The following is a 26,663-nucleotide window of genomic DNA, read 5'->3' as shown; positions in this document are numbered from 1 at the left end:
TATATTTGCGTCAAATATTAATCCATGACTAACACTTAAATATTCAGATATGAGCAAGCAACTCTTACTTGGCGATGAAGCCATTGCACAAGCTGCATTAGACGCCGGACTTTCGGGTGTATATGCCTATCCCGGCACTCCTTCTACGGAAATCACCGAATATATTCAGATGGCACCGATTACTGCCGAAAAGAACATCCATAACCGCTGGTGCTCCAACGAGAAAACTGCAATGGAGGCTGCCCTGGGCATGTCCTTTGCAGGCAAGCGTTCACTGGTGTGCATGAAGCACGTGGGTATGAACGTGGCTGCCGACTGTTTCATCAACTCTGCCATTACCGGCGTAAAAGGTGGTCTTATAATCATTGCTGCCGACGACCCCAGCATGCATTCCTCTCAGAACGAGCAGGACAGCCGTTTCTATGGCGACTTCTCTCTCATCCCGATGTACGAACCAAGCAACCAGCAGGAAGCATACGACATGGTGTACAACGGATTCAACTTCTCCGAACAGACCGGCGAACCCATCCTGATGCGCATGGTTACGCGCCTGGCACACTCCCGTTCCGGCGTAGAGCGCAAGGAGCAACAACCGCAGAATGAGATTTCCTTCAGCGAAGACCCGCGTCAGTTCATCCTCCTGCCGGGTAATGCACGCAAACGTTACAAAGCATTGCTGCAACGCCAGGACGAATTTATCAAAGCTTCTGAAAACTCCGCTTACAACAAATATACCGACGGCCCCAACAAAAAGCTGGGTATCGTGGCATGCGGCATCGGCTACAACTACCTGATGGAGAACTATCCCGAAGGTTGCGAATATCCGGTACTGAAAATCGGACAATACCCGTTGCCCAAGAAACAGCTGATGCAGCTGGTAGAAGCATGTGACGAGATTCTGGTACTGGAAGACGGACAACCGTTCGTAGAAAAACAGCTGAAAGGCTATCTGGGCATCGGCATCAAAGTAAAAGGCCGTTTGGACGGCACTCTTTCACAAGACGGAGAGCTGAACCCGGACAGCGTGGCACGTGCCGTAGGCAAGGAGAACAAGGCTGAATTCAGCGTTCCTTCTCTGGTAGAGATGCGCCCGCCCGCTTTGTGCGAGGGTTGCGGCCATCGCGACATGTACACGGTGCTGACCCAAGTATTGAAAGAAGAATATCCCACTTATAAGGTGTTCAGCGACATTGGTTGCTACACGCTGGGAGCCAATGCCCCATTCAACGCCATTAACTCTTGCGTGGATATGGGCGCCTCCATCACCATGGCGAAGGGTGCTTCGGATGCCGGCCTGCATCCTGCCGTAGCCGTCATCGGCGACTCCACCTTCACCCACTCGGGCATGACGGGACTGCTGGATTGCGTCAACGAAAACGCCGACGTCACCATCGTCATCTCCGACAACGAAACCACCGCCATGACCGGAGGACAAGATTCTGCCGGCACCGGACGTCTGGAAGCCATCTGCGCCGGCATCGGTGTAGCTCCCGAACACATCCGCGTCGTAGTGCCCTTGAAGAAAAACTACGAAGAGATGAAGCAAATCATCCGGGAAGAAATCGAGCACCACGGCGTATCCGTCATCATCCCCCGCAGAGAATGTATCCAAACATTAGCACGCAAAAAAAGAAACAAGTAAAGCCATGAAAAAAGACATCATACTTTCCGGCGTAGGAGGACAAGGTATCCTCTCCATCGCCACTGTAATCGGCAAAGCAGCCCTCAAGGACGGACTCTACATGAAGCAGGCAGAAGTACACGGCATGAGCCAGCGAGGCGGCGACGTGCAGTCCAACCTGCGCATCAGCGACCAACCCATCGCTTCGGACCTCATTCCCACAGGAAAATGCGACCTCATCATCTCCCTGGAACCGATGGAAGCACTGCGCTACCTCCCCTACCTCAGCCCCGAAGGTTGGCTGGTGACCAATGAAGCCCCCTTCATCAACATTCCCAACTATCCGGCAGAAGAAGACATCAAGGCCGAAATCAACAAGCTGCCGCATAAAATCATGCTGAACGTAAACGAAGTGGCAAAAGAAGTCGGCTCTCCCCGCGTAGCGAACATCGTACTGCTGGGCGCCACCATCCCCTTCCTCGGCATCGACTACGCAAAGGTGCAAGACAGCATCCGCGAAATCTTCCAACGCAAGGGCGACGCCATTGTAGAGCTGAACCTCAAAGCGTTGGCTGCCGGCAAAGAGATTGCTGAAAAACTGATGTAAACTATAATTGACTCTAAATTTCAACATACCATGAATAACAAATACTGGGAAGAAGAGATTGAAACGATGCCCCGTGAGCAGTTGCGCGAACTGCAACTGCAACGGTTAAAAAAGACTGTCAGCATTGCCGCCAACTCTCCTTATTATAAAAAGGTATTCCAAGAGCATGGCATCACTGCCGACAGCATCCGGTCTGTAGAAGACATACGTAAGATACCGTTTACCACCAAGGCCGATATGCGCGCCAATTATCCTTTTGGATTAGTAGCAGGCGATATGCGTGAGGACGGAGTACGTATCCATTCTTCCAGTGGTACTACGGGCACGCCGACGGTCATCGTACACTCCCAACACGATTTGGACTCTTGGGCTAACTTAGTGGCACGCTGCCTCTATATGGTAGGTATCCGTAAGACGGATGTTTTCCAAAACAGCTCCGGTTACGGCATGTTCACCGGAGGACTGGGCTTTCAGTATGGAGCCGAACGTCTGGGTGCGCTGACTGTTCCTGCCGCTGCCGGAAACAGCAAGCGTCAGATAAAGTTCATCACCGACTTCAAGACCACTGCCCTGCATGCCATTCCCAGCTATGCCATCCGCTTGGCAGAGGTATTCCAGGAAGAAGGGATGGACCCCGCCGACACAAGTCTGAAAACGCTTGTTATCGGTGCCGAACCCCACACAGACGAGCAACGCAGAAAGATTGAACGCATGCTTGGCGTCAAAGCCTATAACAGCTTTGGTATGACTGAAATGAACGGTCCCGGCGTAGCCTTCGAGTGCACCGAACAAGACGGCATGCACTTCTGGGAAGATTGCTACCTGGTCGAAATCATTAACCCGGAAACCGGCGAACCCGTACCGGAAGGTGAAATCGGCGAACTGGTACTGACAACGCTGGACAGAGAGATGATGCCCCTCATCCGCTACCGTACACGCGACCTTACCCGCATCCTGCCCGGCAAGTGCCCTTGCGGACGTACCCACATCCGTATAGACCGCATCAAAGGCCGTAGCGACGATATGTTCATCATCAAGGGAGTCAATATCTTCCCCATGCAGGTGGAAAAGGTGCTGGTACAATTCCCCGAATTGGGCAGCAATTACCTCATCACGCTCGAAACGGTCAATAACCAGGATGAGATGATTGTGGAAGTTGAACTTAGCGACCTCTCTACTGACAATTACATCGAGCTACAAAAGATTAGCAAAGCCATTACCCGCCAGCTGAAAGACGAGATTCTGGTAACTCCGAAGTTACGGTTGGTAAAGAAAGGTTCCTTGCCGCAGAGCGAAGGAAAAGCCGTCAGGGTAAAAGACTTACGGGACAACAAATAAACTTAAAAAAACTCTTTTCAAAACAGACCATCTGTTCACCCGATACAGATGGTCTGTCTTGTATAAACACATCATCTATCTTCCCTTGACACATCATCTGTTTCAGCATCACGTATCATCGTTTCACAATCACCCACATCCGCATAAAACGAAAGAGGAACGGTTATCCAAACAGATTACCGTTCCTCTTTTATAGAAAGCCGCACCGATGATGTGATGAAACTCCGTATGACATGATTTGAGTGCTCCTCCTCTTTGTAATCCACCGACTCAAGAGTTACCCCGAAGGGCGTGGCCCGCCATTGAGAAGCGAAGCTTGTCTCGGTATTTCATAAAAATTGATGAGTTTCCCGATCCAATCAATGCGGCTATTTTTTCTATAACAAAGGTAATGAGTTTCTATGAAAGAAACAAGTAAAAGCAGTAAATTGTTTCAAGTCCTTTTCAAGTTTTAACCCCTCCCCGGAGTATCAGAAAACAAAAAGTGCTGACTACCAAAAGAGTAATCAGCACCTCGTAATTTATCTGCTAACTGTTTCTATGCAGCCTTTGCTTTAGCAACGATAGCCTTGAAAGCTTCCGGATGGTTCATCGCTAAATCAGCCAACACTTTGCGGTTGATTTCGATACCAGCTTTGTGCAAAGCGCCCATCAGCTTAGAGTAAGACATACCTTCCAGACGAGCGGCAGCGTTGATACGCTGAATCCACAAAGCACGGAAGTTTCTCTTCTTGTTCTTACGGTCACGGAACGCATAGGTCAAACCTTTTTCCCAAGTATTCTTGGCAACGGTCCAAACGTTCTTTCTTGCACCAAAGTAACCTCTGGTCAATTTCAAAATTTTCTTTCTTCTTGCTTTAGAAGCAACATGATTTACTGATCTTGGCATAGTTTTACTTGTTTTTGAATGTTAGCGCCGTTACTTCACGCAGCGGACTTAAAGCTAATGCATTCGGTTAATAACTTTAATACTTTTGTACGCTTTTCAATTACTTCATTGCTAAGAGCTCTTTCACCTGGCTTACATCTGTTGTACTAACAAGTGTAGAGTAGCACAAGTTTCTTTTCTGCTTCTTAGTTTTCTTAGTCAGGATGTGACTATGAAAAGCGTGCTTTCTTTTGATTTTACCTGTTCCGGTAAGAGTAAATCTCTTTTTAGAACCGGAGTTAGTCTTCATCTTTGGCATCTTTTTTAAACTTTTTAATTATTAAATTATATGGCAACGCACTATACCTATGGCGTTACTCACTTCTTTATTCTTCTTCGGTTTCAGCCGACGCAGCCTTTGGCGCATCTTCTGCAGGCTTGGGAGCCGCGCTCTTCTTAGGTGCCGCCACTTTCTTCGGAGAGAGCTGGATTGTCATTCTCTTTCCTTCCAAAACCGGCATCTGGTCTACCTTCGCATAGTCTTCCAAATCATTGGCAAAACGGAGCAGCAACACTTCACCTTGCTCTTTGAACAAGATGGAACGTCCTTTAAAGAATACGTAGGCCTTCACCTTGTCACCATCTTCCAAAAAGCCTTTAGCATGCTTCAACTTGAAGTTATAGTCATGGTCATCTGTCTGAGGTCCAAAACGTATTTCCTTCACGTTCACTTTTACCTGCTTTGCCTTTTGCTCTTTCTGACGCTTCTTTAACTGATAAAGAAATTTAGAATAATCAATAATACGACAAACAGGGGGTTGTGCATTTGGAGAAATCTCCACGAGATCCGCTTCATGTTCTTCAGCAAGTCTTAAAGCCTGCGCTATCGGATACACTTTTGGTTCTACTTCATCGCCCACTATGCGGACTTCTTTGGCCCGGATTTGTTCGTTAATCCGATGTTGCCCTTTTAAGCTGTCATTCTTCATTAAATAACGTTTACTTCCAGTTTGTTTCTTATTTACTATTCCCAAATTAATGTTTTTGTTAAGTAAAAGCGAACTTTAGAACATCTAATATATGCTATGCTTCTACAATTGGGCGCAAAGTTACCATTTATTTATCATATTCTGAACTTCTTCGTTCATTTTTTTGGCAAATTCTTCAAATTTCATGGTTCCTTTATCACCTTCTCCCTGCTTGCGGACAGCAACTTCCTTGTTTTCAGCCTCCTTTTCACCTACAACCAGCATGTACGGAATACGCTTCATCTCATTGTCACGAATCTTACGACCAATCTTTTCATTGCGTTCATCCACAATGGCACGGATGTCATATCGCTTCAAGTATTGTTTCACTTCATGCGCATAGTCGTTGAACTTCTCGCTGATAGGCAAGATGGCAACCTGGTCGGGAGTCAGCCACAACGGGAACTTACCGGCCGTATGCTCAATAAGCACAGCCACGAAGCGTTCCATGGAGCCGAACGGAGCACGGTGAACCATTACGGGACGGTGCTTCTGATTGTCGGCACCGGTATATTCCAGCTGGAAACGTTCCGGCAGGTTGTAGTCCACCTGGATGGTACCCAGCTGCCAACGGCGACCGATGGCATCCTTCACCATGAAGTCCAATTTAGGACCATAGAAAGCGGCTTCTCCATATTCTATTTTTGCCTTCAGACCCTTTTCTTCACAAGCTTCGATGATGGCTCGTTCTGCTTTTTCCCAGTTCTCGTCGCTACCGATATATTTTTCGCGGTTCACCTTGTCGCGCAAGGAAATCTGTGCCTCGAAGTTCTCGAAGTCCATAGATTCGAACACGATGGAGATAATGTCCATTACACGGAGGAACTCATCCTTCACCTGGTCCGGACGGCAGAAGATATGCGCATCATCCTGCGTAAAGCTACGTACACGTGTCAAACCGTGCAACTCGCCACTCTGCTCGTAACGGCAAACCGTACCGAACTCTGCCAAACGTAAAGGCAGGTCTTTGTAAGAACGGGGTGAGTTCTTGTAAATCATACAGTGGTGAGGACAGTTCATCGGTTTCAAGAAGTATTCCTCTCCTTCTTCCGGTGTGTGGATGGGCTGGAAGGAGTCCTTACCATATTTTGCATAGTGTCCGGAAGTGATGTAAAGCAATTTGTTGCCGATGGGCGGACACATTACTTCCTGATAATCGTAACGGGCCTGAATGCGGCGCAAGAAGTCCTGCAAGCGGATACGCAGTGCAGTACCTTTGGGTAGCCACATCGGGAGCCCCTTACCTACGGTGTCAGAAAACATGAACAAGTCCATCTCCTTACCGATTTTGCGGTGGTCACGCTTCTTGGCTTCTTCCAGCAGAACAAGATACTCATCCAGCATCTTCTTCTTCGGGAAGGTGATACCATAGATACGGGTCATCATCTTACGGTCCTCCTGTCCACGCCAATAAGCACCGGCAACGGAAGTCAGCTTGATAGCTTTGATAGGCGCTGTGGTCATCAAGTGAGGGCCACGGCACAAGTCGGTAAATGCACCCTGCGTATAAGTTGTGATGTGGCCGTCTTCCAATTCGGAAATCAGCTCGCATTTATAAGTTTCTCCACGGTCACCGAACATCTTCAAAGCATCCGCCTTGGCAATGTCTTGTCTGACAACCGCTTCTTTCTTAGCCACCAGTTCAGCCATCTTTTTCTCAATGGCTGGCAGGTCAGCTTCCTTGATAGTCGTTTCACCCGGGTCCACATCATAGTAGAAACCGTTTTCGATAGCAGGACCTATACCGAACTGGATGCCCGGATAGAGTTCCTGCAAAGCTTCGGCCAGCAAGTGGGCACTGGTATGCCAAAAGGCATGCTTACCCTGCTCATCCTCCCATTTATAAAGAACCACTTCAGCGTCTTGCATGATAGGACGCCCCAAATCATAAATTTCTCCGTTCACGCCACAAGCCAGCACGTCTTGTGCCAATCGCGAACTGATGCTTTCTGCAATCTGCAGTCCCGTTACTCCTTCGTTATATTCACGAACAGAGCCGTCTGGAAATGTTATCTTTATCATAGTTTATATGTATATTTCATTTTTCAGAACGCAAAAATAGCTAATTCTTTTTGATATTCTATTTTTTAGCAAAAAAATGTTATTCCCGTGTATCTGTAAACCTCTTTATGATATTATAGGCCGAGACAATGCCCAACTCTCCGGCTTTACTCAAATCGGCAATACCTTGTTTGTTATTCCCCAGGAAGATGTGCGTCAACCCACGGTTAAAGTATGCTTCAGCAAAATCGGGACTCAGCTCAATCGCCTTGTCATAATCCGCCAAGGCGGCACGGTAATCCTTCAGTAACGAAGACACATTGCCACGGTTATAATAGCCATAGACAAAATCAGGAGCCAATAGAATAACGTGGTCCAGGTCATTCTTCACAACTTCATAATCGATGGCCGTCACTTCTGGCTTCTTCATTTCCGTTGTACCCGAAGTGGCGCCTTCACTCATTGTGGCTTCGGCCTTTTTATATTCCAGTTGCTTATAACGCACCAAAGCACGCATAAAGTATGCCGGAAAGAAAGTGTCGTCCAACAAGATACTCTTTGTAAAGTCATCTATGGAACTGGCAAAATCCTGAACCAGATAGAAGTCCAGACCTCTCATGAAACGTTTCTTGGCGTTCTTCTCGTCAGCCACCACATCAGACGTATGAGCGTCTATCAAAGCAAAGTGGAAGCGTACTTGTTCCTCCGTCAACGGAGCTTCCATATTGGTGATGCGCAGTGGCTTCGGGAACAGTTTCGAATGGTTCAGTTCCTCAATATACTTATGATAATGTACGATACGCTTCACATCGCTCAGTTTCTCATAATAAGTCAAAGCATACATCGGCTCGAGCTTGATGGTCACATTCCGGTCTTGTACACGTCCGCGATAATCGCTCTTATAACGCTGGTCAGCTTCCGAATCGTCCGCTATTACAATTTTCCGATAATTTTCCATGTTCTTGTCGGATTTCTTACGGGTCTTCCCGCCATCTCCATTGGAGTTTTCCGAGGAATTATCCGCAACATCCTTACTGTCGTCACCTTCCTTTTTGTCACCGGAAGAAACACCGTTACGCTTGTCTATCTGCATCTTCATGATTTTGAACTCATCCTGCTCGGCTCCCTTATGGTCGCCAATCTTTTTACGGGCTTCGGCACGCTGATAATAGCCGGCCATAAAGTTAGGATATTCTGCAATCACTTTGGAATAGTCACTGATAGCTCCCCGGTAATCCCCCGTCTGCGCACGTAACAAACCACGATTGAAGGTGGCCATCATGTTATCCGGTTCCATCTTCAACACAAAATCAAAATCCTCTATTGCCCGGTTGTCATCGCCCACCTGGGCACGTAGCAAACCGCGGTTGTAGTGCCCGAGAAAATTATTCGGATCAATATCCAAAGCCAAATCATAGTCACTCATGGCGCCTCTCAAATTATTCTGATGGAAACGCGCCAAGGCACGGTTGATATAGTTACCGGCATTCTTTGCACTCAGATGGATAGACTGGTCCAAATCAGCTTCAGCCTCTTTATACTTCCCCTGCTGGAGGCGTACAATGGCTCTTGCCCCCCATCCATCCGGGTCATAACGGTCCATATCGATGGCTTTGTCAAAATCACGCAAAGCTTGTATCGTATCATTCTGTTTCAGGGAGACTTCCCCGCGCATCAGATAGGCACGTGTATATCTGGGGGCAATTGTCAGAAGCGTACCCAAATCTTCCTTAGCCGCCTCATAATCTTCTTTCTGAATATGGCAAAGGGAAAGATTATGCCAAAGCACCACATTCTCCGGGTCGTATTTGATAGCGGTTTTATAATCTTCAATCGCCTCGTCAAACTTGTTCTGACGGATACGTGCCAGTCCTCTGATTTGGTAAGCACCTACCACAAAAGGGTTCCGCTGAATCGCAGCATCACAATCACTCTCCGCTCCCTGATAGTCATCCAAATTGATTTTTGCCAGTCCACGGAAGAAATAAGGCTCATATAAATAAGGTTTCGCGTTGATTACTTGATTAAAATATTGGATAGAAAGCACGTAATCCTCAAAATACAATGCATTCCGAGCAATGGTCATCACCCGTTCCGTATTGATTTGTGCATACAACAATGTGGGTAACAGCAAAATAGCCGTCAGTATTTTTTTTATCATCTTGTTTTATAAATGCTTGTAAACGAAACAAAAGTAACGTTTTTCGTTTACTTGTCGGGATTAGCGGAACACTTTTTATATTTTTTGAGCCTTTTATACCATATTATATGGTTAAACTTATTTCTTTACGGTTTTCACCTTATAAGTGCAGTGTGCCTTGCCTTTCAACATGGCATTCAGTTTTCCTTTAATCATCTGCTTGCGTAACGGAGACAAATGGTCGATGAACATCTTTCCTTCCAGATGGTCGAACTCGTGCTGCATCACGCGTGCCAGGTAACCTTCGATAATCTCATCGTGCGGTTCCAAGTTCTCGTCCAGGTATTGCACGCGTATTTTGTTGCCACGCTTCACTGATTCATGAATTCCTGGAAGGCTCAAGCAACCCTCGTCCATAGAAACTTCCTCACCGGACACTTCCAGAATATGGGCATTGATATACGCCTTGCGGAAATCTTTATATTCTGGCAAATCATCAGACAAGACATCCAGATTAATGGTTACTACGCGGATAGGCAAACCTATTTGCGGTGCAGCAAGTCCCACACCTTCAGCATTGTCCATCGTTTCAAACATATTCTCAATAAGTTCTTTCAAATTCGGATAGTCCGGGGCAATATCCTCTGCTACCTTTCTCAATACGGGCTGGCCGTACACATAAATGGGTAAAATCATTTCCTTTACTACAAATTACTAATTACAAATTACTTTCTATACATTATAAAAAAGAGAAACGTTTGTTCTCTAAATAAGTTTGCAGAATAATAGTTGCACTGATTTCATCCACCAGCGCTTTGTTTTGGCGGTCCTTCTTTTTCAATCCGGCCTCAAGCATCGTCCGATGAGCCAGAACAGAAGTAAAACGCTCGTCTACATATTCAACCGGCATGTCAGGCAGTTTCTTCTTCAGCGAACGGACAAAAGGTTCGATATTCTTCATATTTTCCGAAGCCTCATTGTTCATCTGCTTAGGAAAGCCTACCAAGATACGCTCTACCGGCTCCTTAGCCACATAATCAAGAAGAAACTGCAACAATTGGTGTGTAGGCACAGTTGTCAGTCCATTCGCAATCATCTGCAATGTATCACTCACGGCTATTCCCGTACGTTTCCGACCGTAGTCTATGGCTATTATTCTACTCATAATGGGCTACAAAATTACGATTAAAATTTGAATTCCGCCGTTAATCTTACATATATAATACAGAAAAAGGGATGTCTGATAGTATCAAACATCCCCTCCTCTGATTTTTTCACTAATTATTTCAAATGAATTTTGTATGTCAACCCTCCACTGAAATATTTCATCCTCTGCATTTCCACCTGCACATGCAGATGCTTGAACAACAGATAAGTGGCTCCCAAGGCAAAGTCCTTGGAGTCATATTCCGCTATCATCCTTAACTGCGGATGAAAGGACGGATTGTAGGTGACACCCAGTGCAAAGCCATTCAGCTTGTACTCCTTGCGGTCATTATACAGATAGGAAAGATGCACGCCAACCTCCTCTTTACCCGCAACGGGTATCTGCTTGGAAGCGGCAATATAGAAACGGCTGTAATAGCCGTTACCTTCCGTAGTGCTAACTTGACCGCCGCCAGAGGAAGTGAACGGGTCAGATGTCCCCAGCACCACGGCCGGCATGTATTTCCAGAACTGCCCCTCCTTCAACACACGCAGACGGGCGGAAAAGTAACGGTCCTGGTTCGTGAATCCGCTGTACCCGTATGGCTTCAATCCTAACGCCTCCGCCTTGAAAAGTGTACACGTGTAGGCTATTTCCAGAAAGGGAAAGATAGTTACACTCAAGAAATAGTTGTAGGTATGATAGTACCAGGTGGGTGGTGTGAGCTCCTTGTTCAGGAAGTTACCGCCAACCATGAAAGTCTTGTCACGCTGCATCTCCGCAGAGGGTGCATGCAACAGCCCGGTCGTACCATACGTCAACTGGGAAAAGGCTGAAAGGGAAAGGCTGCAAAACAGAACGATAAAGAATAGCTTAAACTTCATCATCACATATAAATTCAGTCGCTGATAAAAATGGATTGCTTTATAACATGCATCGGACATAGTACCAAAAAAAGGCGTCTGAGTCCCAGACGCCTTCATTTTTAGAGTCTATTTGTCACTTGGAGTATATTATTCCAGGATAACTACGCGGTTCAAGAAGTTCTTGCCGAACATATTGGCAGTACCACCGAATCCAACGAGTTCGAGCTGGTCTTTGTCAACACCCTGAGCAATCAAAGCATCGTAAACAACCTGAGCACGCTTTTCAGACAGCTTCTGGTTCCAAGAAGCGCTACCGGTAGCCTTGTCGGCATAGCCTGCAACCTTGTACTTCTTGTCCGGATTAGCCTTCAGAATCTTGGCTGCCAGTTCGATGTTAACCTTGCCATAGTCGTCCAGACGGGCGCTGCCAATCTTGAAGAAGATAGCACGCGGACCGGCAACTTCAACTTCCTTAGTCACTTCCTTAACTTCAGGTTTAGCGTTGGCCAGTGCATTCTTGCAGTTAGCCAGGTCAGCTTGAGCCTGAGCCAGTTCACTTCTATATCTGTTGATTTCTGCATTGACTGCGTCTTCATCAATCTTAGAAACCGGAATAAACTTCTTACCACCGAAGATGTAGCTAACACCTGCAGTCAAAGTTCCAGTACCTTCAGCCTTGCGATGGCTGCTGATATTGCCGAATACAGACGGAGCGATAGCACCGCGAGCTTCTACGTCAATAGCCCACTTAGTGTTGATATTGAACTTCAAGCCCAAACCAGCAGAAGCGCCTACACGTGCTCTAGTCTTTTCATCCCCATCAGGAATCATTGTTCCATCGTTTTGAATCAGCACATTAGCTGACTTTGCAACAGTTACTTGAGGACCCAAAAATCCATAAACTTCGAAGAAACGGTTAGGATTAACGCCTGCGAACAATGTAGAAAGATTGATCATTGCATCAATGTTACCACCAAAGTACGTCTTATTATGTTCCCAATATGAGTTATCCAGACACAAGTGCTGAGTAACACCATTGAACTGAGCACGTACACCCCATGTCGGAGTAATCAACTTACCAACTGATACGCTAAAATGCGGAGCCAATTTATTGAAACCATCATTGTTGATAGCGTGGACACCACCACCTACACTCACGAAAATATTATCGCTCCATTTCGGAGTGTAGTAGTTCGTTTTTTCTTGTGCATTCAGATTTGCTGCACAAGCGCCTGCTAATAATAAGGAGGCTATTACTAATTTACTTTTCATTATTCCTTTAGTTTAAAATTAAAATAATAACTAAAACTATTATTATTATTCAGCAGCACCGTCACCACCACCGGCATTGTTACCATTGCCATGACCGTGACCATGACCATGTTCAGTTGAAGTAAAGACAGGATCTACAACTGTCTTAACCACCTTCTTAATCTTTACATTAGGAATAGTGTACAGTTTGCCATCCACCACTGTAGAGATTGTATTATCAGAAGTTTCGTATTCTGTAGTAGTCTTCAAAGTTACAATAGTATAAGCAGGAACTGTAACTTTCTTAGTATAAGTTACATCTGTGATACCCGGATTATATGATTTAACCAATGCTTTCAACACCTTCTTTACTTCATCACCAGACAATCCTCTAGTTATAGGCATAGCATCAATCGATGCATTTACAGCAGCAATATTAGTAACTTCTTGTCCAACCTTTGCTGTATATGGCAAATCCATTTCTTTTGCTTCACTACTTGTATTTTCACCACCTTCTTGCTCTCCTTCAACTTCACTAGGGGTAATAGTTTCCTCATCCTGATCAACAACAACATCTTTAGCAGCATTCAGTTCTTGTTGCAAGAAAATACTTACCGGAATCAAAGCAAATTGTCCTTTATTCAAAGCTGGAACAGTAGCTTGACCTTCTCCAGACAGATACTCGTCTTTTGTAGCTGCAAAAGTTCTTGTTGCAGCAGCAATCTTTCCATCTGAACTAGCTTCTATTACGAAAGGATTGCTAGTAATAGCAGCACCATTTTCTGTAATGCTTGCACCATTTATGATAGAACCATCTGATAAATCATATACAGTAATAGCAACAGTAGCACTTGCAGGGTCCAATTCTACAGGCGCAACATTGAATTCTTCTTTTTCGCAGCTTGTGAACATCACACTTGTCAAAGCCACTGCAGCTAATGCTAATTTAGCATTTACGCCACTTAAAAAACTTTTCTTTTTCATCTCAATTAATTAATTAAAAATTTAACAATTCTGACTTAATAAAATATGGGTTAAAACTATTTTTTTCCATTATATTATCACTTGCTTCTGCCTTATAGTCCTTATAATAATACCTTTCATTACCCGCATTATAAGCAATGCCCATGTTAGCAGAAGTATTCATACGTGGGATATACCCCCTTCTTTTATATTTGTAAGGAGGCAATGCCACTTGAAACCGAAATCCTCCATTTGCTTTGGCATGCTCCGCCTTCATCGCATAAAAGCCTATCGAACAATAGCGGAAATGACGGATCATTTCAAACCGAACCCCCTTTTCCTTCAACAAATACTGTTCAGCCTTCAGTGTGAACTGTGTATTAAATCGCGGCCAATAGAAATTTCCACCCAAAGACCACGTCACACGCCATAATGAAGGATCATATTGGAACTTAAATCCGTCCCAACGTCCAGCTCCCGTATATCCTATTCTTGCCAACAAAGAAAAGCGCTCATCATTAAAGGGTCGAAAAAAATCTACATCAGCACCATATCGATTGCCACTAAAATAACCTACTGAGAATTTACCAAAAACGTTATAAGGCAATCGAAAACGTTGTGAAAGAGTCAGAAACCCCGGATGAACCTTTCCTTCCCGAGCTCCATATCCATCATTATAAATTGGTATCTTCACTTGTGCTGTGGCTTTCATACCCTTCCATAACGAAATTTCTATTGCAGGACTCAAATAGAACTTGATAAATCTGCGTAATAATCACGTTCTTGAAAGAGAATTCCGGATACACCAATACATCAATCTTGAACAAAGAACTATTTTTCAACTTTATTTTCCGTGCATTTTTCCAAGTATCACCCAATTCATAGCTTACATTCCAGTCATCACGTTCTGCTTGGAGCACCGAATCACCCTTTATGGGATGATAACAAAGAGAAATCTGGGGTACATTATTGTCCAGAACTATTATCCGGCATGACTTTTCTTCCGGAATACACCTGCTAATAAATGGGCTTTCTATCTAAAACACAGACAATCCTTTGCTTCTCTCCTTTTGTTTGTCTGCTGTTACATAGGGAATTAATGACGCCTAACGGCCATGAACAGCCCTGCTAATGGTCGTCAAGCGATTGCTTTATGGCCGTAAGCAGGGCTGTTCATGGCTGTTAGGCGTCACTAACTCCAAGGCTTTTACGGATGAAGTACGTAGCCCGCATCTATTGTGGATAGGGCGCAAATGTATTGTACAACAACTTAAAGGATATTAGACGGCATTATTCATAGCCGTGAGTTAGAATCATCCGCTTGAACGGCTCACTCTACCGGTACTTTTCATAGCCTCTGCGGAATGATGCGTCCTACCGCTCAACTCGATATCCACCGACTTCGTAGGAAGGCAAACTCGAAAATGCAGGAAAACCGAACTGATTGATTTATGTAGCTCTTGCGTAATATTATGGTAGTAGACAGTGGGTTACTGCAAAACTCAGGCGTTTCAGACAGGTGGAAGCAAAATTTGCTTCCACCTTTTCGGGTTACTTCCACCGCAGGGCAAATGCCGATGGATAGGGGGATGCAGGAGGTGGGTGGAAGTGTGGAAGCAAAGTGATGGAAAATAAATTTCCGGAGCTGAAGCTGTCGTCATAGCAATAGCCACACTCTTGATAGTTTATTGTTACTGGCTTATTATTATATTTGCTCTTTCAGTAACGCTGTGTTCTACACTGTAAATATTTGATAGTTAATAAGGTAATTATAAAAAAGACAAGAGTGATAGAACATGAAAGCAATTTTTAGGATTGACTTTTGTTACTGTTTTGTTACTACTAATAATAAACTGTATGTTTTTATTTAAAGAATATGAAAAAACAATTGAAACTAAAAGAGCCAATAAAGGTGAGAACAAAAAAATTGGTTAATGGATGCCAATCCATATATCTGGATATTTATATGAATGGAAGGCGACAATACGAATTCTTAAAGTTGTATATTATCCCTGAACATAATCAAACTGATAAAAAAAGAAATGTCGAGACGCTAAATTTGGCAAATGCGATAAAGGCTCAGAAGATTTTGGAAATATATAATCAAGCTTACGGATTTAATCATAACAGATTGTCTAATATGAAGCTGACTGGCTATATGAAATTAATAGCAGAACAAAGTGTGAACAATAGAGTACGGAAAAATGCCATACATGCTGTTGTATGACTCCGAATGGAATATTGCTAAGGAAGGTGGACAAGACTTATTTGTTGGGTTTTATAGATTACTTGAAGAAAACAAAACAAGAACATTGTAAGAAGGAAAAGACATTACATGTTAACACCCAATTCTATTATTTGAAAACGCTGCGCTACTGCTTGAACAGGGCCGTCTCTGAAGATTATATAACTGTTAATCCGATGAGTAAAATAAAAAATGAGGACAAACCAAAACGTAATCGAACAGAAAGGGATTATCTTACCATAAAGGAATTGACCAGATTGGTTCATACTCCTTTTTATAATATCTTATTAAGGAAAGCATTTCTATTCAGCTGTTTTTGTGGATTGAGGCATTGTGATATTATTGCATTGAGATGGGAAGATATACACTATGATGAAAATGGCAATGCACTATTGAGTATTATTCAGAAGAAGACGAAAGAAGCCATATCACTTCCACTCTGTTCGGAAGCCATAAAACATCTGCCAGACAGAGGAAATGCACCAGAAACGGAAAAGGTGTTTGCTGGATTGGTCTCACTGGGAAGAAGTAATGTAATTTTACACAAATGGATTGAACAAGCTGGGATATCAAAGCATGTAACATTTCACACAGCGCGCCACACACATGCAACAATGATGCTGACATTGGGAGTAGATTTATATACAGTCTCCAAACTATTGGGACATACCAATATACAGACAACACAAATTTATGCAAAGCTTGTAGATGAAAGTAAAAAGAAAGCTATTGATTTAATTCCTAATATATCATAGGGGTTGGTTAAATACGAAGTGCAATTTGTCATTCTCTTTAATTCTTGCAGATATTTCTTCTATTTATCCTTTTTCAGAGAAAAGTGAATTAGCAAAAACAGCTAAAAAATGACTATTTGGCACAAAAACAACATTCTGTATAGTAATTATGCACAGCTATATTAAGGATTTTAAGACAGCTAATATACTTCATATAAACATTCTGAGTCTTTGTTGGGGGCTTTTGAAGAAAAAACAACATTATTTCATTTTTTCATATAAAAATCTTTGGTATTATTAAAAATGTGCCTATTTTTGCACCATATTTTGTGTTATACGAACACACAAAATGGTTGAAAAAGATGAGGTATAAAAACTCTAACATAAGAAAGTGCCTAAATACTAAAACAATAGCACAGTATGCAACGTTCTTTTTATACTGTTTGCTCCCTTTAAAAGGGATTTGCCAAACGGGGGAAAGTACTGTAGATGCTTTAGTGAAAATGGGATTTGAAAATGTTGGATGGACAGAAGATGGCAATGAACGTGTGTATGTTCTGCAGAACTCTACATATCGTTTGCAAGGCGTAGGCATAGGCAAAGCGGTGGATGTTATTCAAAAGATGGGTTTACCGGAAGAAAAGTCATGCCGGATAATAGTTCTGGACAATAATGTACCCCAGATTTCTCTTTGTTATCATCCCATAAAGGGTGATTCGGTGCTCCAAGCAGAACGTGATGACTGGAATGTAAGCTATGAATTGGGTGATACTTGGAAAAATGCACGGAAAATAAAGTTGAAAAATAGTTCTTTGTTCAAGATTGATGTATTGGTGTATCCTCAATTAGCTTTCAAGAATCTGGTGATTACACAGATTTACCAGGTCTTGTTTGATTTGAGTCCTGCGATAGAAGTTTCGTTATGGAAAGGTATGAAATTAACGGCACAGTTGAAAATACCGGTTTATAATGATGGGTATGGAAAATATGAAGGTAAGGCCCATCCGGGAAATTTGACTCTTTCACAACGTTTCAGGTTGCCGTATAATGTGTTTGGTAAAGCTACTGTCGGGTATTTTAATGCGGATCAATATGGATTTGATGTAGATTTTTTTAGGCCTTTTAATGATGAGAGGTTCTCTTTGCTGGCTCGAATAGGATATACTGGAACCGGATATTGGGACGGATTTAAATTGCATTATGATCCTTCTACATGGGTTGCCACTTGGTCTTTGGGGGGTAGCTTTTATTGGCCGCAGTTCAATACTCAGTTCACACTGAAAGCTGAACAGTATCTAATGAAGGAAAAGGGGGTCAGATTTGAAATGGTTCGTCATTTCCGCTATTGTTCGATAGGCTTTTATGCTATGAAAGCAGAGCATGCCAAAGCGAATGGAGGATTCCGGTTTCAAGTGGCATTGCCTCCTTATAAGTATAAGAGAAGAGGGTATATACCGCGTGTAAGCACCTCTGCCAATATGGGCATTGTATATAATGCGGGTAATGAAAGGACTTATTATAAGCAATACAAAGCAGAGGCAAGTGATAATATAATGGAAGAAAATAGTTTTAACCCATATTTTATTAAGTCAGAATTGTTAAATTTTTAATTAATTAATTGAGATGAAAAAGAAAAGTTTTTTAAGTGGCATAAATGCAGTGTTTGCACTTGCCGTAGTAGCTTTGGCTACAACTTTCACTTCTTGTGAAAAAGAAGAGTTCAATGTAAATATTGAGCCTATCAATGCGCAAGCTACTATCAGTCCGATTGTACTTGCCGTAGAGAATGGCGTTACAACTGATGTAACAACTGCTGCTACGGTCACTATCAGTCCGTCAGCTACGTTTACTGGTAATCCTACTTTGGCAGCAACTACAGCTACGGTTACTGCTTCTTATAATGATATGAGTGTAGAAGTTAAAGTTGCTGTTCCGGCATTGCAAGCAGGTCAGTTTGCTTCTTTGACTCCGACTATCATTCTTCAAAAAGAAACAGCAGAAACAAAAATCGTTGTAGACCCTCAAGAATCTACAAATACTGAGAATAAGGAGGGTTTTGAAGATAATACGACAGATTACTATTATTATACAACAGGAAAATATCTTAAGAAGTCAGGAAATAAGGTATTGGAGGATACAAAGGTAATCAATACAACAGATTTACTTGAAATCGGAGCTATTAATTCTTTCTTTAGTACTCTTAAAGATACTTATAAAGAGGAAGAGGTTGAGATAGATGAGGAAATTCCGGTTTATGCTCACTCTCGTACGATAATTAATGTCGCTTATACTGTTGTAACTACTGATTATAAGATTGTTAAAAAAGCTGATGCTAATACAAAAGCAGGGGAAGAAATCTTAGCTTCTATGAAGGTTAAGAATTTTGCGACTGCTTTAGGAGACATCTTGGTTGATCAACAGATTCCTGGTCACAATCACGCTCCTGCGGGTCATGGTCATGGCCATGGTGGAGATAATGCTGGTGGCGGTATTGTTGTTGCTGATTAACAGAACGTTTAGTTGTTATTTATCTTAAACTAAAGAGAAAATGAAAAGTAAATTAATGATAGCCTCCTTACTATTGGCAGGCGCTTGTGCAGCAAATCTGAATGCACAAGAAAAAACGAACTACTACACTCCGAAATGGAGCGATAATATTTTTGTCAGTGTAGGTGGTGGTATTCACTCTATCAACAATGACGGTTTCAATAAGATTGCTCCGCATTTCAGCGTATCAGTTGGTAAGCTGATTACTCCGACTTGGGGTGTACGTGCTCAGGTAAACGGTATTACTCAGCATCTGTGTTTGGATGATGCATATTGGGAACACAACAAGACTTATGTAGGTGGTAACATTGATGCAATGATCAATCTTTCTACATTGTTTGCCGGCGCCAATCCTAACCGTTTCTTCGAAGTTTACGGTTTCTTGGGACCTCAAATTTCTGTAGCAAAATCTCAAAATGTGGATATTACAATTAGTGCTGACGGTACTTCGCAGTCTATGGCTCCTGCCGGTGAAGCTGAAATGCGTGCACGTATCGGTGCTTCTGCCGGTTTGGGCTTGAAGTTCAATATCAACACTAAGTGGGCTATTGACGTAGAAGCTCGCGGTGCTATCGCTCCGTCCATTTTCGGTAACATCAGCAGCCATCGTAAGGCTGAAGGCACTGGCATGTTGACCGCAGGTGTTAGCTACATCTTCGGTGGCAAGAAATTTGTGAAGGCTTCCAATATCGACGAAGATGCTATCAATGCGGAAATCAACAGATATAGAAGCGAACTGGCTCAGGCTCAGGCTGACCTGGCTAACTGCAAGAATGCACTGGCCAACGCTAAACCTGAAGTTAAGGAAGTGACTAAGGAAGTTGAAGTTGCCGGTCCGCGTGCTATCTTCTTCAAGATTGGCAGCGCCCGTCTGGACGACTATGGCAAGGTTAACATCCAGTTGGCTGCCAAGATTCTGAAGGCTAATCCGGATAGGAAGTACAAAGTTGCCGGTTATTGCGATAAGGCTACCGGTAGCGCTTCTTGGAACCAGAAACTGTCTGAAAAGCGTGCTCAGGTTGTTTACGATGCTTTGATTGCAGAAGGTGTAAGTAAAGACCAACTTGAGCTCGTAGGATTCGGAGGTACTGAAAACATGTTCGGCAAGAACTTCCTGAACCGTGTAGTTATCCTGGAATAATAACTCCAAGTGACAAATAGACTCTAAAAATGAAGGCGTCTGGGACTCAGACGCCTTTTTTTGGTACTATGTCCGATGCATGTTATAAAGCAATCCATTTTTATCAGCGACTGAATTTATATGTGATGATGAAGTTTAAGCTATTCTTTATCGTTCTGTTTTGCAGCCTTTCCCTTTCAGCCTTTTCCCAGTTGACGTATGGTACGACCGGGCTGTTGCATGCACCCTCTGCGGAGATGCAGCGTGACAAGACTTTCATGGTTGGCGGTAACTTCCTGAACAAGGAGCTCACACCACCCACCTGGTACTATCATACCTACAACTACTTCCTGAATGTCACAGTCTTTCCCTTTCTGGAAGTGGCCTACACGTGTACACTTTTCAAGGCGGAGGCGTTGGGATTGAAGCCATACGGATACAGCGGATTCACGAACCAGGACCGTTACTTTTCCGCCCGTCTGCGTGTGTTGAAGGAGGGGCAGTTCTGGAAATACATGCCGGCTGTCGTGCTGGGGACGTCCGACCCGTTCACTTCTTCCGGAGGGGGGCAAGTCGGCACCACGGAAGGTAACGGATATTACAGCCGTTTCTACATTGCCGCCTCCAAGCATATACCCGTTGTGGGTAAAGAGGAGATTGGTGTCCATCTTTCCTACCTTTACAACAACCGCAAGGAGTACAAGCTGAATGGCTTTGCACTGGGTGTCACCTACAATCCGTCCTTCCATCCGCAGCTGAGGGTGATAGCGGAATATGACTCCAAGGACTTTGCCTTGGGAGCCACCTATCTGTTGTTCAAGCATCTGCATGTGCAGGTGGAAATGCAGAGGATGAAATATTTCAGTGGAGGGCTGACATACAAAATTCATCTGAAATAAGAAATAAGAAGTAACCCAAAGTCTCAGTGACTCCATTAAAAAAGCAGCTAAAGTATGACATCCAACTTTAACTGCTTTTATTCTAATATACCAATTTTACATTGTCAATCCACAACGAATTACCGGGAGAACCTATGTAAGCACCACCGTGGCTGGAGGTAAACTGTAACAACAAATGAGTAGGCACATCATCTTCCGTTCCCCAGGCAACCTCCTTAATAGGTACGCTCTCTCCTTTACTATTAACTGCATAGCGTTCTTCAACCTGAAGACGCATCATGTGGGCCTTGTACGCAGGGTCACCGGTAATATCACCGTACATGATGGAATAAGTGGCATTATTATGCCAATCGGTAGTAGTATAATATCTTACGACCATCGTTCCTACGCGCTTGGCATAGATATTCCCCTTCTCATCTTCCCAACGCTTTTGCAGAAACAGATTCACTTCCGGGAAGTCCTTTCCTTCCACATCTGTGATACGGCTAAAGCCCGTTGCACGGATACGCTTCTCGCGGTCGGACATCTTTACTTTATAATCAAACTGTACGGCGATAGGTTTCTTTGTAAACGGTATGCCGGAATTCAGCATTTTCTGCGGATTTTTGGTTCCCTTGATAGGTTCGTGCACCTCACCCAGAAACATAGAGCCGGCAGCCAGCACCGTGATATCTACTATTCCAAAAACCTTCACACTCTCCATACGGGTGTCCATGCGGGCGCAGAAACCATCCCCTCGCTTTTCCGGAAAAACAGAAGTATTAGTTTTCGTGATACCGGCTACCCGGGCCATCACATTGGATGTCGCCCACGGCGAACCTCCCATATTCTTGTACGCCTTGCTTTCAGTGATAGTAGCAGTAGGCCCGATGGCATACACATTCTTCGTGGCACCGCCGATAATACCGGATTCCTTGATTTGGCGGTCAATCCATTGATCCATATTTCCGAAAGGAATCAACTCTACCTCGTGCTGCTGCGCAGAAACAGCTCCACAACAGAGCATGGCAGACAGCACTCCCAACATACGAATTTTCTTTTGAATCATTTCTCTCATTGATAATTGACAATCATTATAAATCGTACTTCCACTGTCCCAGCGCAAAATTCCAGTTATCCTGAACCAACTGCACTGTACGCTCATCATACTTGTATTTATTCTTCTTATATCCTTTCTTTCCGCCTACATACTTCTCAATATCGGCACGCGCCTCTGCAAAGCCCGGAATGGACAAAGCCTTGTAGATATGTTCAGTCATTCCCATTGCGTCCGCTTCGAAGTCCTCAAACTTCACCTCTATCAAGTTTCCTTCAGGAATGCATGCCTTGTCCGCTTCGTACTTATGATACAGTTTGGCATAAATGGACAAAATATTCTTCTCAAGCTCCTCATTACTGATATCCTGCAGTTTCAACGGCTGAATGGTGTTAGTAAAGAAACTACGTGTGCTTTCGAAAACAGTATAAGGATTACGCATCAGATAGATAAACTTGGCATTGGGGAACATCTTGACAAGCTCTTTCACACGTCCCGTATGAGGCGGATTCTTACTAAGAAACTGGGTTCCGTTCGTATTCCAAAGAGAAATCTTTATCAGTTTGACGAAAGTCTCCTCAAATACTTTCAGCTCTTTCTCTGTGATGTCATCAAACAGCAGGTATTTATCGGCATACTCTTGCTGATATTCGGGCAGAAACCAGAAATTATAATAGGTGTAGGGCATCATATTTGCCAAAGCAAATTCCTCTTCTTGCGGAAGGTCAACGGCAAGTTCCATATTGTCCGTGGGACGTTTGTCCGGCATCAACCAACTCATGTTCTTCTTGAAGAAAGGCTGCCCCCACATCATAAGATGCGGAAATACAGTCTGGTATGTCGTGTTGTAGCCGAAATGCTTGTCGCAGGAGAAAACATTATGCACAAACGTAGTCCCGCTACGCCAGTGTCCCAAAATGAATACCGGATCATGCTCCAAGGGCTTATCTGCCAGGAGCTTTTCATAGCGTCTGTCCTGCAGAGGAGCCAAAGTGGACAGTAAGCGACAAACAGCTTTTGTCAGCCGATACTTGCCTTTGTAGGCAGCACCGATGTCACGACCGCCCGTTATATCCTTGAATGTTTTCCAATCCGCACCTACCAGGGTGTTTATCGGAAGCTTATTGAATTCTAACAATCCCATTATTATCTTTATATTAATATGTTATGGTTTTCTTCCGGTGATACCGAGAGAGAACTGCAATACTTATAAAGAAGTACTGCGCTCTATCCGTACGGCCACGCCCTGGCGTTCCAGCTCTTTCACAGCCTTTTCTATAGCTTCGTAATGTTCGGGAGCTATACCCAGTTTAGGCAAATTCAACATAGGCAGGTCCTCAGCTAAGTGCATGTCCTTATCCTCCACCCTATCGATAATCATACCTACAGCACTGGTATTGTTGGTTATCGGGTCTATCAGGATGAACGAACCGGTAGCCTTATTCTGCCGATAAGGGTCAAAGAAAAGCTCTTTGGCAGTAGTCAGCACCACACGCGCAATTTGATTGAGCTGCATCGGCAATGTTTCCTTGCTCAACTTTCCGTTGTCAATGGAAAGATGCTCCATCGTATTGACATCCACCTTATACTTGATGCTGTCGATGCGGGTGCGGCTTATATTGGTGGTCTGTTTGATGAAGAATGATTTGTTTATATCCATCGGCTCTTCATCCATCCAAACCAGCATCGTTTCAAAATTGCGGTCCATGACGGGCAGGTTATCCGGATGTACCAGCATTTCCCCTCTCGACACATCTATTTCGTCCTCCAGAGTCAGGGTGACGGACTGTGGCGGAAAGGCGTAATCCAATTCGCCGTCGTATGTAACTATACTCTTGATATGCGACTTCTTACCGGAAGGCAATGCCATCACTTCATCTCCCTTACGAATAATACCCGAAGCCACCTTACCGCAAAAACCACGGAAATCGAGATTGGGACGCAAGACGTATTGAACCGGGAAACGAAAATCCTTCAAATTATGGTCGTTGTCAATATGTACCGTCTCCAGAAAGTCAAGAAGTGAAATACCCTCATACCAAGGAGTACGTTCCGATTTCTCCACCACATTGTCGCCATCCAAAGCTGACAGCGGAATGCAGTTTACGTCAAGAATACCCAATGGAGCTATAAACGTCCGATATTCATCGACTATCTCATTAAAACGTTCTTCGGAGAAATCCACCAGGTCCATCTTATTGACAGCAAGCACCACATGCTTGATGCCAAGCAACGACACCAGGAAAGTATGCCGGCGCGTCTGCGTAATGACACCCATACGTGCATCCACCAGAATAATTGCCAAGTTAGCTGTAGAGCCCCCGGTAATCATGTTGCGTGTGTATTGCTCGTGTCCCGGAGTGTCGGCAATGATAAACTTACGATTGTTGGTCGAGAAGTAGCGGTATGCCACGTCGATGGTGATGCCTTGTTCGCGCTCCGCCTTCAAGCCGTCCAGCAAAAGGGCGTAGTCAATGTGGTCGCCGGCATTTCCCATGCGCTTGCTGTCGCGTTCCAGTGCGTCCAGCTGGTCCTCATATAGTTTCTTGCTGTCGAACAACAGACGGCCTATCAATGTGGATTTTCCGTCATCCACAGAACCGGCAGTCAGTAAGCGCAACAAGTCTTTCTGCTCATCCTTATCAAGAAAAGCCTTTATATCAAGTGTAGAATCGTTCATCCTTAATGATTTAATTTTTAATTCTTAATTTTTAATTCCTTTAGAAGTATCCCTCGCGCTTCTTCTGCTCCATGCTTGCGTCTTGGTCGAAGTCAATGACACGGGTCGTCCGTTCACTCTTGGTGGTGGTCATCATTTCCTCGACAATCTTCTCGATGGTATCGGCATCGCTTTCCACAGCACCGGTCAACGGCCAGCAACCCAGCGTACGGAAACGCACCATACGCATCTTTATCTGGTCGCGGTACTGTTCCGGCAAGCGGTCGTCATCCGCCATTATCAGATTTCCGTCAATCTCCACACAAGGACGTTCCTTGGCAAAATACAACGGCACAATAGGGATGTTTTCCAAACGTATATATTGCCAGATGTCCAGCTCCGTCCAATTACTTAACGGAAATACGCGGATACTCTCTCCTTTATGTACCCGGGCGTTATAAATATCCCACAATTCGGGACGCTGATTTTTGGGGTCCCATTGATGGAACTTGTCGCGGAAAGAGAAAATACGCTCTTTGGCACGTGACTTCTCCTCGTCGCGGCGAGCACCACCGAATGCCGCATCAAACTTATACTTATCCAATGCGTGGAGCAAAGCCTGCGTTTTCATCAAGTCCGTATGCACCTTGCTGCCATGCGTAAAAGGCCCGACACCTGCATTGAAAGCTTCCATATTGCTTTCCACTATCAGGTTCCAACCATACTTCTTGGCATACTCGTCACGGAACTGTATCATCTCCTTAAACTTCCACTTGGAATCGATGTGCATCAACGGGAACGGCACTTTGCCGGGAGCAAACGCCTTTTCGGCCAAGCGCACCATAACCGAAGAATCCTTGCCGATACTATACAGCATCACCGGATTTTCAAACTCCGCTGCCACTTCACGGATAATATGAATGGACTCTGCTTCGAGTTCCTTCAAATGGCTCAATTTATATTCTTCTTTCATTATATCTTATTTCTTCTGAATTCTTGGTAAAATGAGTTCCAACAGTTTATTGACCGATTCTTCCAGGCTGAGAACAGAGGTATCCAACGTCAGAGCCGGATGAGCCGGTTCCTCAAAAGGCGCGGAAATACCTGTAAAATTCCTGATTTCTCCCTTACGTGCCTTGGCATAAAGTCCCTTCACGTCACGGCGTTCACACTCTTCAAGCGGGGTACTGACATAAACTTCCAGAAAATCGTCTTGTCCGATAATATCAGCCGCCATTTCACGAATATCGTTATTAGGACTGATAAAAGCCGCGATTGTTATAACACCCGTATCAAGAAAGAGTTTGGAAACTTCGGCTATACGCCGGATATTCTCCACACGGTCGGCCTCCGTAAAACCGAGGTTATTGTTGATGCCACTGCGGATGTTGTCACCATCCAGGATACGGCAAAGCAATCCTCTTTTATGAAGTTCGCGCTCCAAGGCAATGGCTATCGTACTTTTGCCGGAGCCGCTCAAGCCGGTAAACCAAACCATCACGCTGTGCTGCTTCAACAAGTCTTCTTTGTCTTTCCGCATCAGCATTCTGTCAAATATCGGATATATGTGGTTGTTTTCTTCCATATGTTATT

23 protein-coding genes and 2 pseudogenes are annotated in these 26,663 nt (G+C 44.1%); 9 read left to right on the top strand and 16 right to left on the bottom strand.

What is annotated here, in order from left to right:
• Window positions 1–49 precede the first annotated feature (49 nt).
• Genes DW039_RS05965 through DW039_RS05955 form a run of 3 tightly spaced genes read left to right on the top strand, consistent with a single transcriptional unit; the run spans window position 50 to window position 3,566 of the window.
• A complete protein-coding gene (locus DW039_RS05965) occupies window positions 50–1,642 on the top strand; it encodes a thiamine pyrophosphate-dependent enzyme (RefSeq protein ID WP_016273438.1) in 1,593 nt (530 codons plus the stop codon).
• Window positions 1,643–1,646: 4 nt separating this feature from the next.
• Window positions 1,647–2,228, top strand: a complete 582-nt coding sequence (locus DW039_RS05960) for an indolepyruvate oxidoreductase subunit beta (RefSeq protein ID WP_009036846.1) — start codon at window positions 1,647–1,649, stop codon at window positions 2,226–2,228.
• A gap of 30 nt (window positions 2,229–2,258) precedes the next feature.
• On the top strand, window positions 2,259–3,566 hold the full coding sequence (locus DW039_RS05955; protein ID WP_044467509.1) for a phenylacetate--CoA ligase family protein: 1,308 nt from the start codon (window positions 2,259–2,261) through the stop codon (window positions 3,564–3,566).
• A 538-nt stretch (window positions 3,567–4,104) separates the two neighbouring features.
• Here the strand turns inward: DW039_RS05955 and rplT are convergent.
• From rplT to DW039_RS05900, 11 genes and pseudogenes are all read right to left on the bottom strand, one after another.
• On the bottom strand, window positions 4,105–4,455 hold the full coding sequence (gene rplT / locus DW039_RS05950; protein WP_004289896.1) for a 50S ribosomal protein L20: 351 nt from the start codon (window positions 4,453–4,455) through the stop codon (window positions 4,105–4,107).
• Between the two features lie 100 nt (window positions 4,456–4,555).
• Window positions 4,556–4,753 (bottom strand): 50S ribosomal protein L35, encoded by a 198-nt coding sequence (gene rpmI, locus DW039_RS05945; RefSeq protein ID WP_005827880.1) that lies wholly within the window; start codon window positions 4,751–4,753, stop codon window positions 4,556–4,558.
• A gap of 67 nt (window positions 4,754–4,820) precedes the next feature.
• Window positions 4,821–5,423 carry a translation initiation factor IF-3 gene (gene infC, locus DW039_RS05940; RefSeq protein WP_005827878.1) on the bottom strand — a complete coding sequence of 201 codons (603 nt, stop codon included), beginning with the start codon at window positions 5,421–5,423 and terminating at the stop codon, window positions 4,821–4,823.
• A 120-nt stretch (window positions 5,424–5,543) separates the two neighbouring features.
• Entirely contained in the window at window positions 5,544–7,484 is a 1,941-nt protein-coding gene (thrS, locus tag DW039_RS05935) for a threonine--tRNA ligase (protein WP_005836068.1), read from the bottom strand.
• A gap of 79 nt (window positions 7,485–7,563) precedes the next feature.
• Window positions 7,564–9,624, bottom strand: a complete 2,061-nt coding sequence (locus DW039_RS05930; protein WP_005827873.1) for a tetratricopeptide repeat protein — start codon at window positions 9,622–9,624, stop codon at window positions 7,564–7,566.
• A 117-nt stretch (window positions 9,625–9,741) separates the two neighbouring features.
• The gene (gene def, locus DW039_RS05925; protein ID WP_005827872.1) at window positions 9,742–10,299 is read right to left on the bottom strand and encodes a peptide deformylase; all 558 of its coding nucleotides are present in this window, start codon (window positions 10,297–10,299) and stop codon (window positions 9,742–9,744) included.
• A 43-nt stretch (window positions 10,300–10,342) separates the two neighbouring features.
• Window positions 10,343–10,768 (bottom strand): Holliday junction resolvase RuvX, encoded by a 426-nt coding sequence (gene ruvX, locus DW039_RS05920; RefSeq protein ID WP_005836066.1) that lies wholly within the window; start codon window positions 10,766–10,768, stop codon window positions 10,343–10,345.
• 116 nt (window positions 10,769–10,884) lie between these two features.
• The gene (locus DW039_RS05915) at window positions 10,885–11,637 is read right to left on the bottom strand and encodes a YjbH domain-containing protein (RefSeq protein WP_035448038.1); all 753 of its coding nucleotides are present in this window, start codon (window positions 11,635–11,637) and stop codon (window positions 10,885–10,887) included.
• A 126-nt stretch (window positions 11,638–11,763) separates the two neighbouring features.
• Complete coding sequence (locus tag DW039_RS05910; protein ID WP_057281808.1) at window positions 11,764–12,888, bottom strand: OmpA family protein; 1,125 nt, start codon at window positions 12,886–12,888, stop codon at window positions 11,764–11,766.
• A 45-nt stretch (window positions 12,889–12,933) separates the two neighbouring features.
• Window positions 12,934–13,851 (bottom strand): DUF3869 domain-containing protein, encoded by a 918-nt coding sequence (locus tag DW039_RS05905; protein ID WP_057281807.1) that lies wholly within the window; start codon window positions 13,849–13,851, stop codon window positions 12,934–12,936.
• A gap of 13 nt (window positions 13,852–13,864) precedes the next feature.
• Window positions 13,865–14,867 (bottom strand): annotated as a pseudogene (locus DW039_RS05900) (hypothetical protein).
• A gap of 435 nt (window positions 14,868–15,302) precedes the next feature.
• Between DW039_RS05900 and DW039_RS21075 the strand changes: the two are divergent.
• The 6 genes and pseudogenes from DW039_RS21075 (at window position 15,303) to DW039_RS05875 (ending at window position 21,375) form a co-directional block, all read left to right on the top strand.
• Window positions 15,303–15,455 carry a hypothetical protein gene (locus tag DW039_RS21075; RefSeq protein ID WP_195300097.1) on the top strand — a complete coding sequence of 51 codons (153 nt, stop codon included), beginning with the start codon at window positions 15,303–15,305 and terminating at the stop codon, window positions 15,453–15,455.
• A 251-nt stretch (window positions 15,456–15,706) separates the two neighbouring features.
• Window positions 15,707–16,830: pseudogene (locus tag DW039_RS05895) on the top strand (tyrosine-type recombinase/integrase).
• A 341-nt stretch (window positions 16,831–17,171) separates the two neighbouring features.
• The gene (locus tag DW039_RS05890; protein WP_120381826.1) at window positions 17,172–18,419 is read left to right on the top strand and encodes a hypothetical protein; all 1,248 of its coding nucleotides are present in this window, start codon (window positions 17,172–17,174) and stop codon (window positions 18,417–18,419) included.
• Between the two features lie 13 nt (window positions 18,420–18,432).
• Window positions 18,433–19,317, top strand: a complete 885-nt coding sequence (locus tag DW039_RS05885) for a DUF3869 domain-containing protein (protein WP_057281805.1) — start codon at window positions 18,433–18,435, stop codon at window positions 19,315–19,317.
• 40 nt (window positions 19,318–19,357) lie between these two features.
• A complete protein-coding gene (locus DW039_RS05880) occupies window positions 19,358–20,497 on the top strand; it encodes an OmpA family protein (protein ID WP_120381800.1) in 1,140 nt (379 codons plus the stop codon).
• A gap of 125 nt (window positions 20,498–20,622) precedes the next feature.
• A complete protein-coding gene (locus DW039_RS05875) occupies window positions 20,623–21,375 on the top strand; it encodes a YjbH domain-containing protein (RefSeq protein ID WP_118930937.1) in 753 nt (250 codons plus the stop codon).
• 82 nt (window positions 21,376–21,457) lie between these two features.
• On the opposite strand, the gene DW039_RS05870 is transcribed toward DW039_RS05875, so the two are convergent.
• The 5 genes from DW039_RS05870 to cysC all read right to left on the bottom strand — a co-directional run bounded on the left by DW039_RS05870 (window position 21,458) and on the right by cysC (window position 26,655).
• Window positions 21,458–22,423 (bottom strand): PCMD domain-containing protein, encoded by a 966-nt coding sequence (locus tag DW039_RS05870; protein WP_044468156.1) that lies wholly within the window; start codon window positions 22,421–22,423, stop codon window positions 21,458–21,460.
• 25 nt (window positions 22,424–22,448) lie between these two features.
• Window positions 22,449–23,555 (bottom strand): sulfotransferase, encoded by a 1,107-nt coding sequence (locus tag DW039_RS05865; protein WP_044468152.1) that lies wholly within the window; start codon window positions 23,553–23,555, stop codon window positions 22,449–22,451.
• Window positions 23,556–23,618: 63 nt separating this feature from the next.
• Window positions 23,619–25,091, bottom strand: a complete 1,473-nt coding sequence (cysN, locus tag DW039_RS05860; protein ID WP_120381799.1) for a sulfate adenylyltransferase subunit CysN — start codon at window positions 25,089–25,091, stop codon at window positions 23,619–23,621.
• Window positions 25,092–25,131: 40 nt separating this feature from the next.
• Window positions 25,132–26,043 (bottom strand): sulfate adenylyltransferase subunit CysD, encoded by a 912-nt coding sequence (gene cysD, locus DW039_RS05855; RefSeq protein WP_005826557.1) that lies wholly within the window; start codon window positions 26,041–26,043, stop codon window positions 25,132–25,134.
• Window positions 26,044–26,049: 6 nt separating this feature from the next.
• Window positions 26,050–26,655 (bottom strand): adenylyl-sulfate kinase, encoded by a 606-nt coding sequence (gene cysC / locus DW039_RS05850; protein ID WP_120381798.1) that lies wholly within the window; start codon window positions 26,653–26,655, stop codon window positions 26,050–26,052.
• Window positions 26,656–26,663 lie beyond the last annotated feature (8 nt).

The sequence above is a fragment of the Bacteroides sp. AF39-16AC genome (assembly GCF_003602735.1).
GTDB lineage: Bacteria > Bacteroidota > Bacteroidia > Bacteroidales > Bacteroidaceae > Bacteroides > Bacteroides uniformis.
This window is presented reverse-complemented; position numbering and strand designations above follow the sequence as displayed.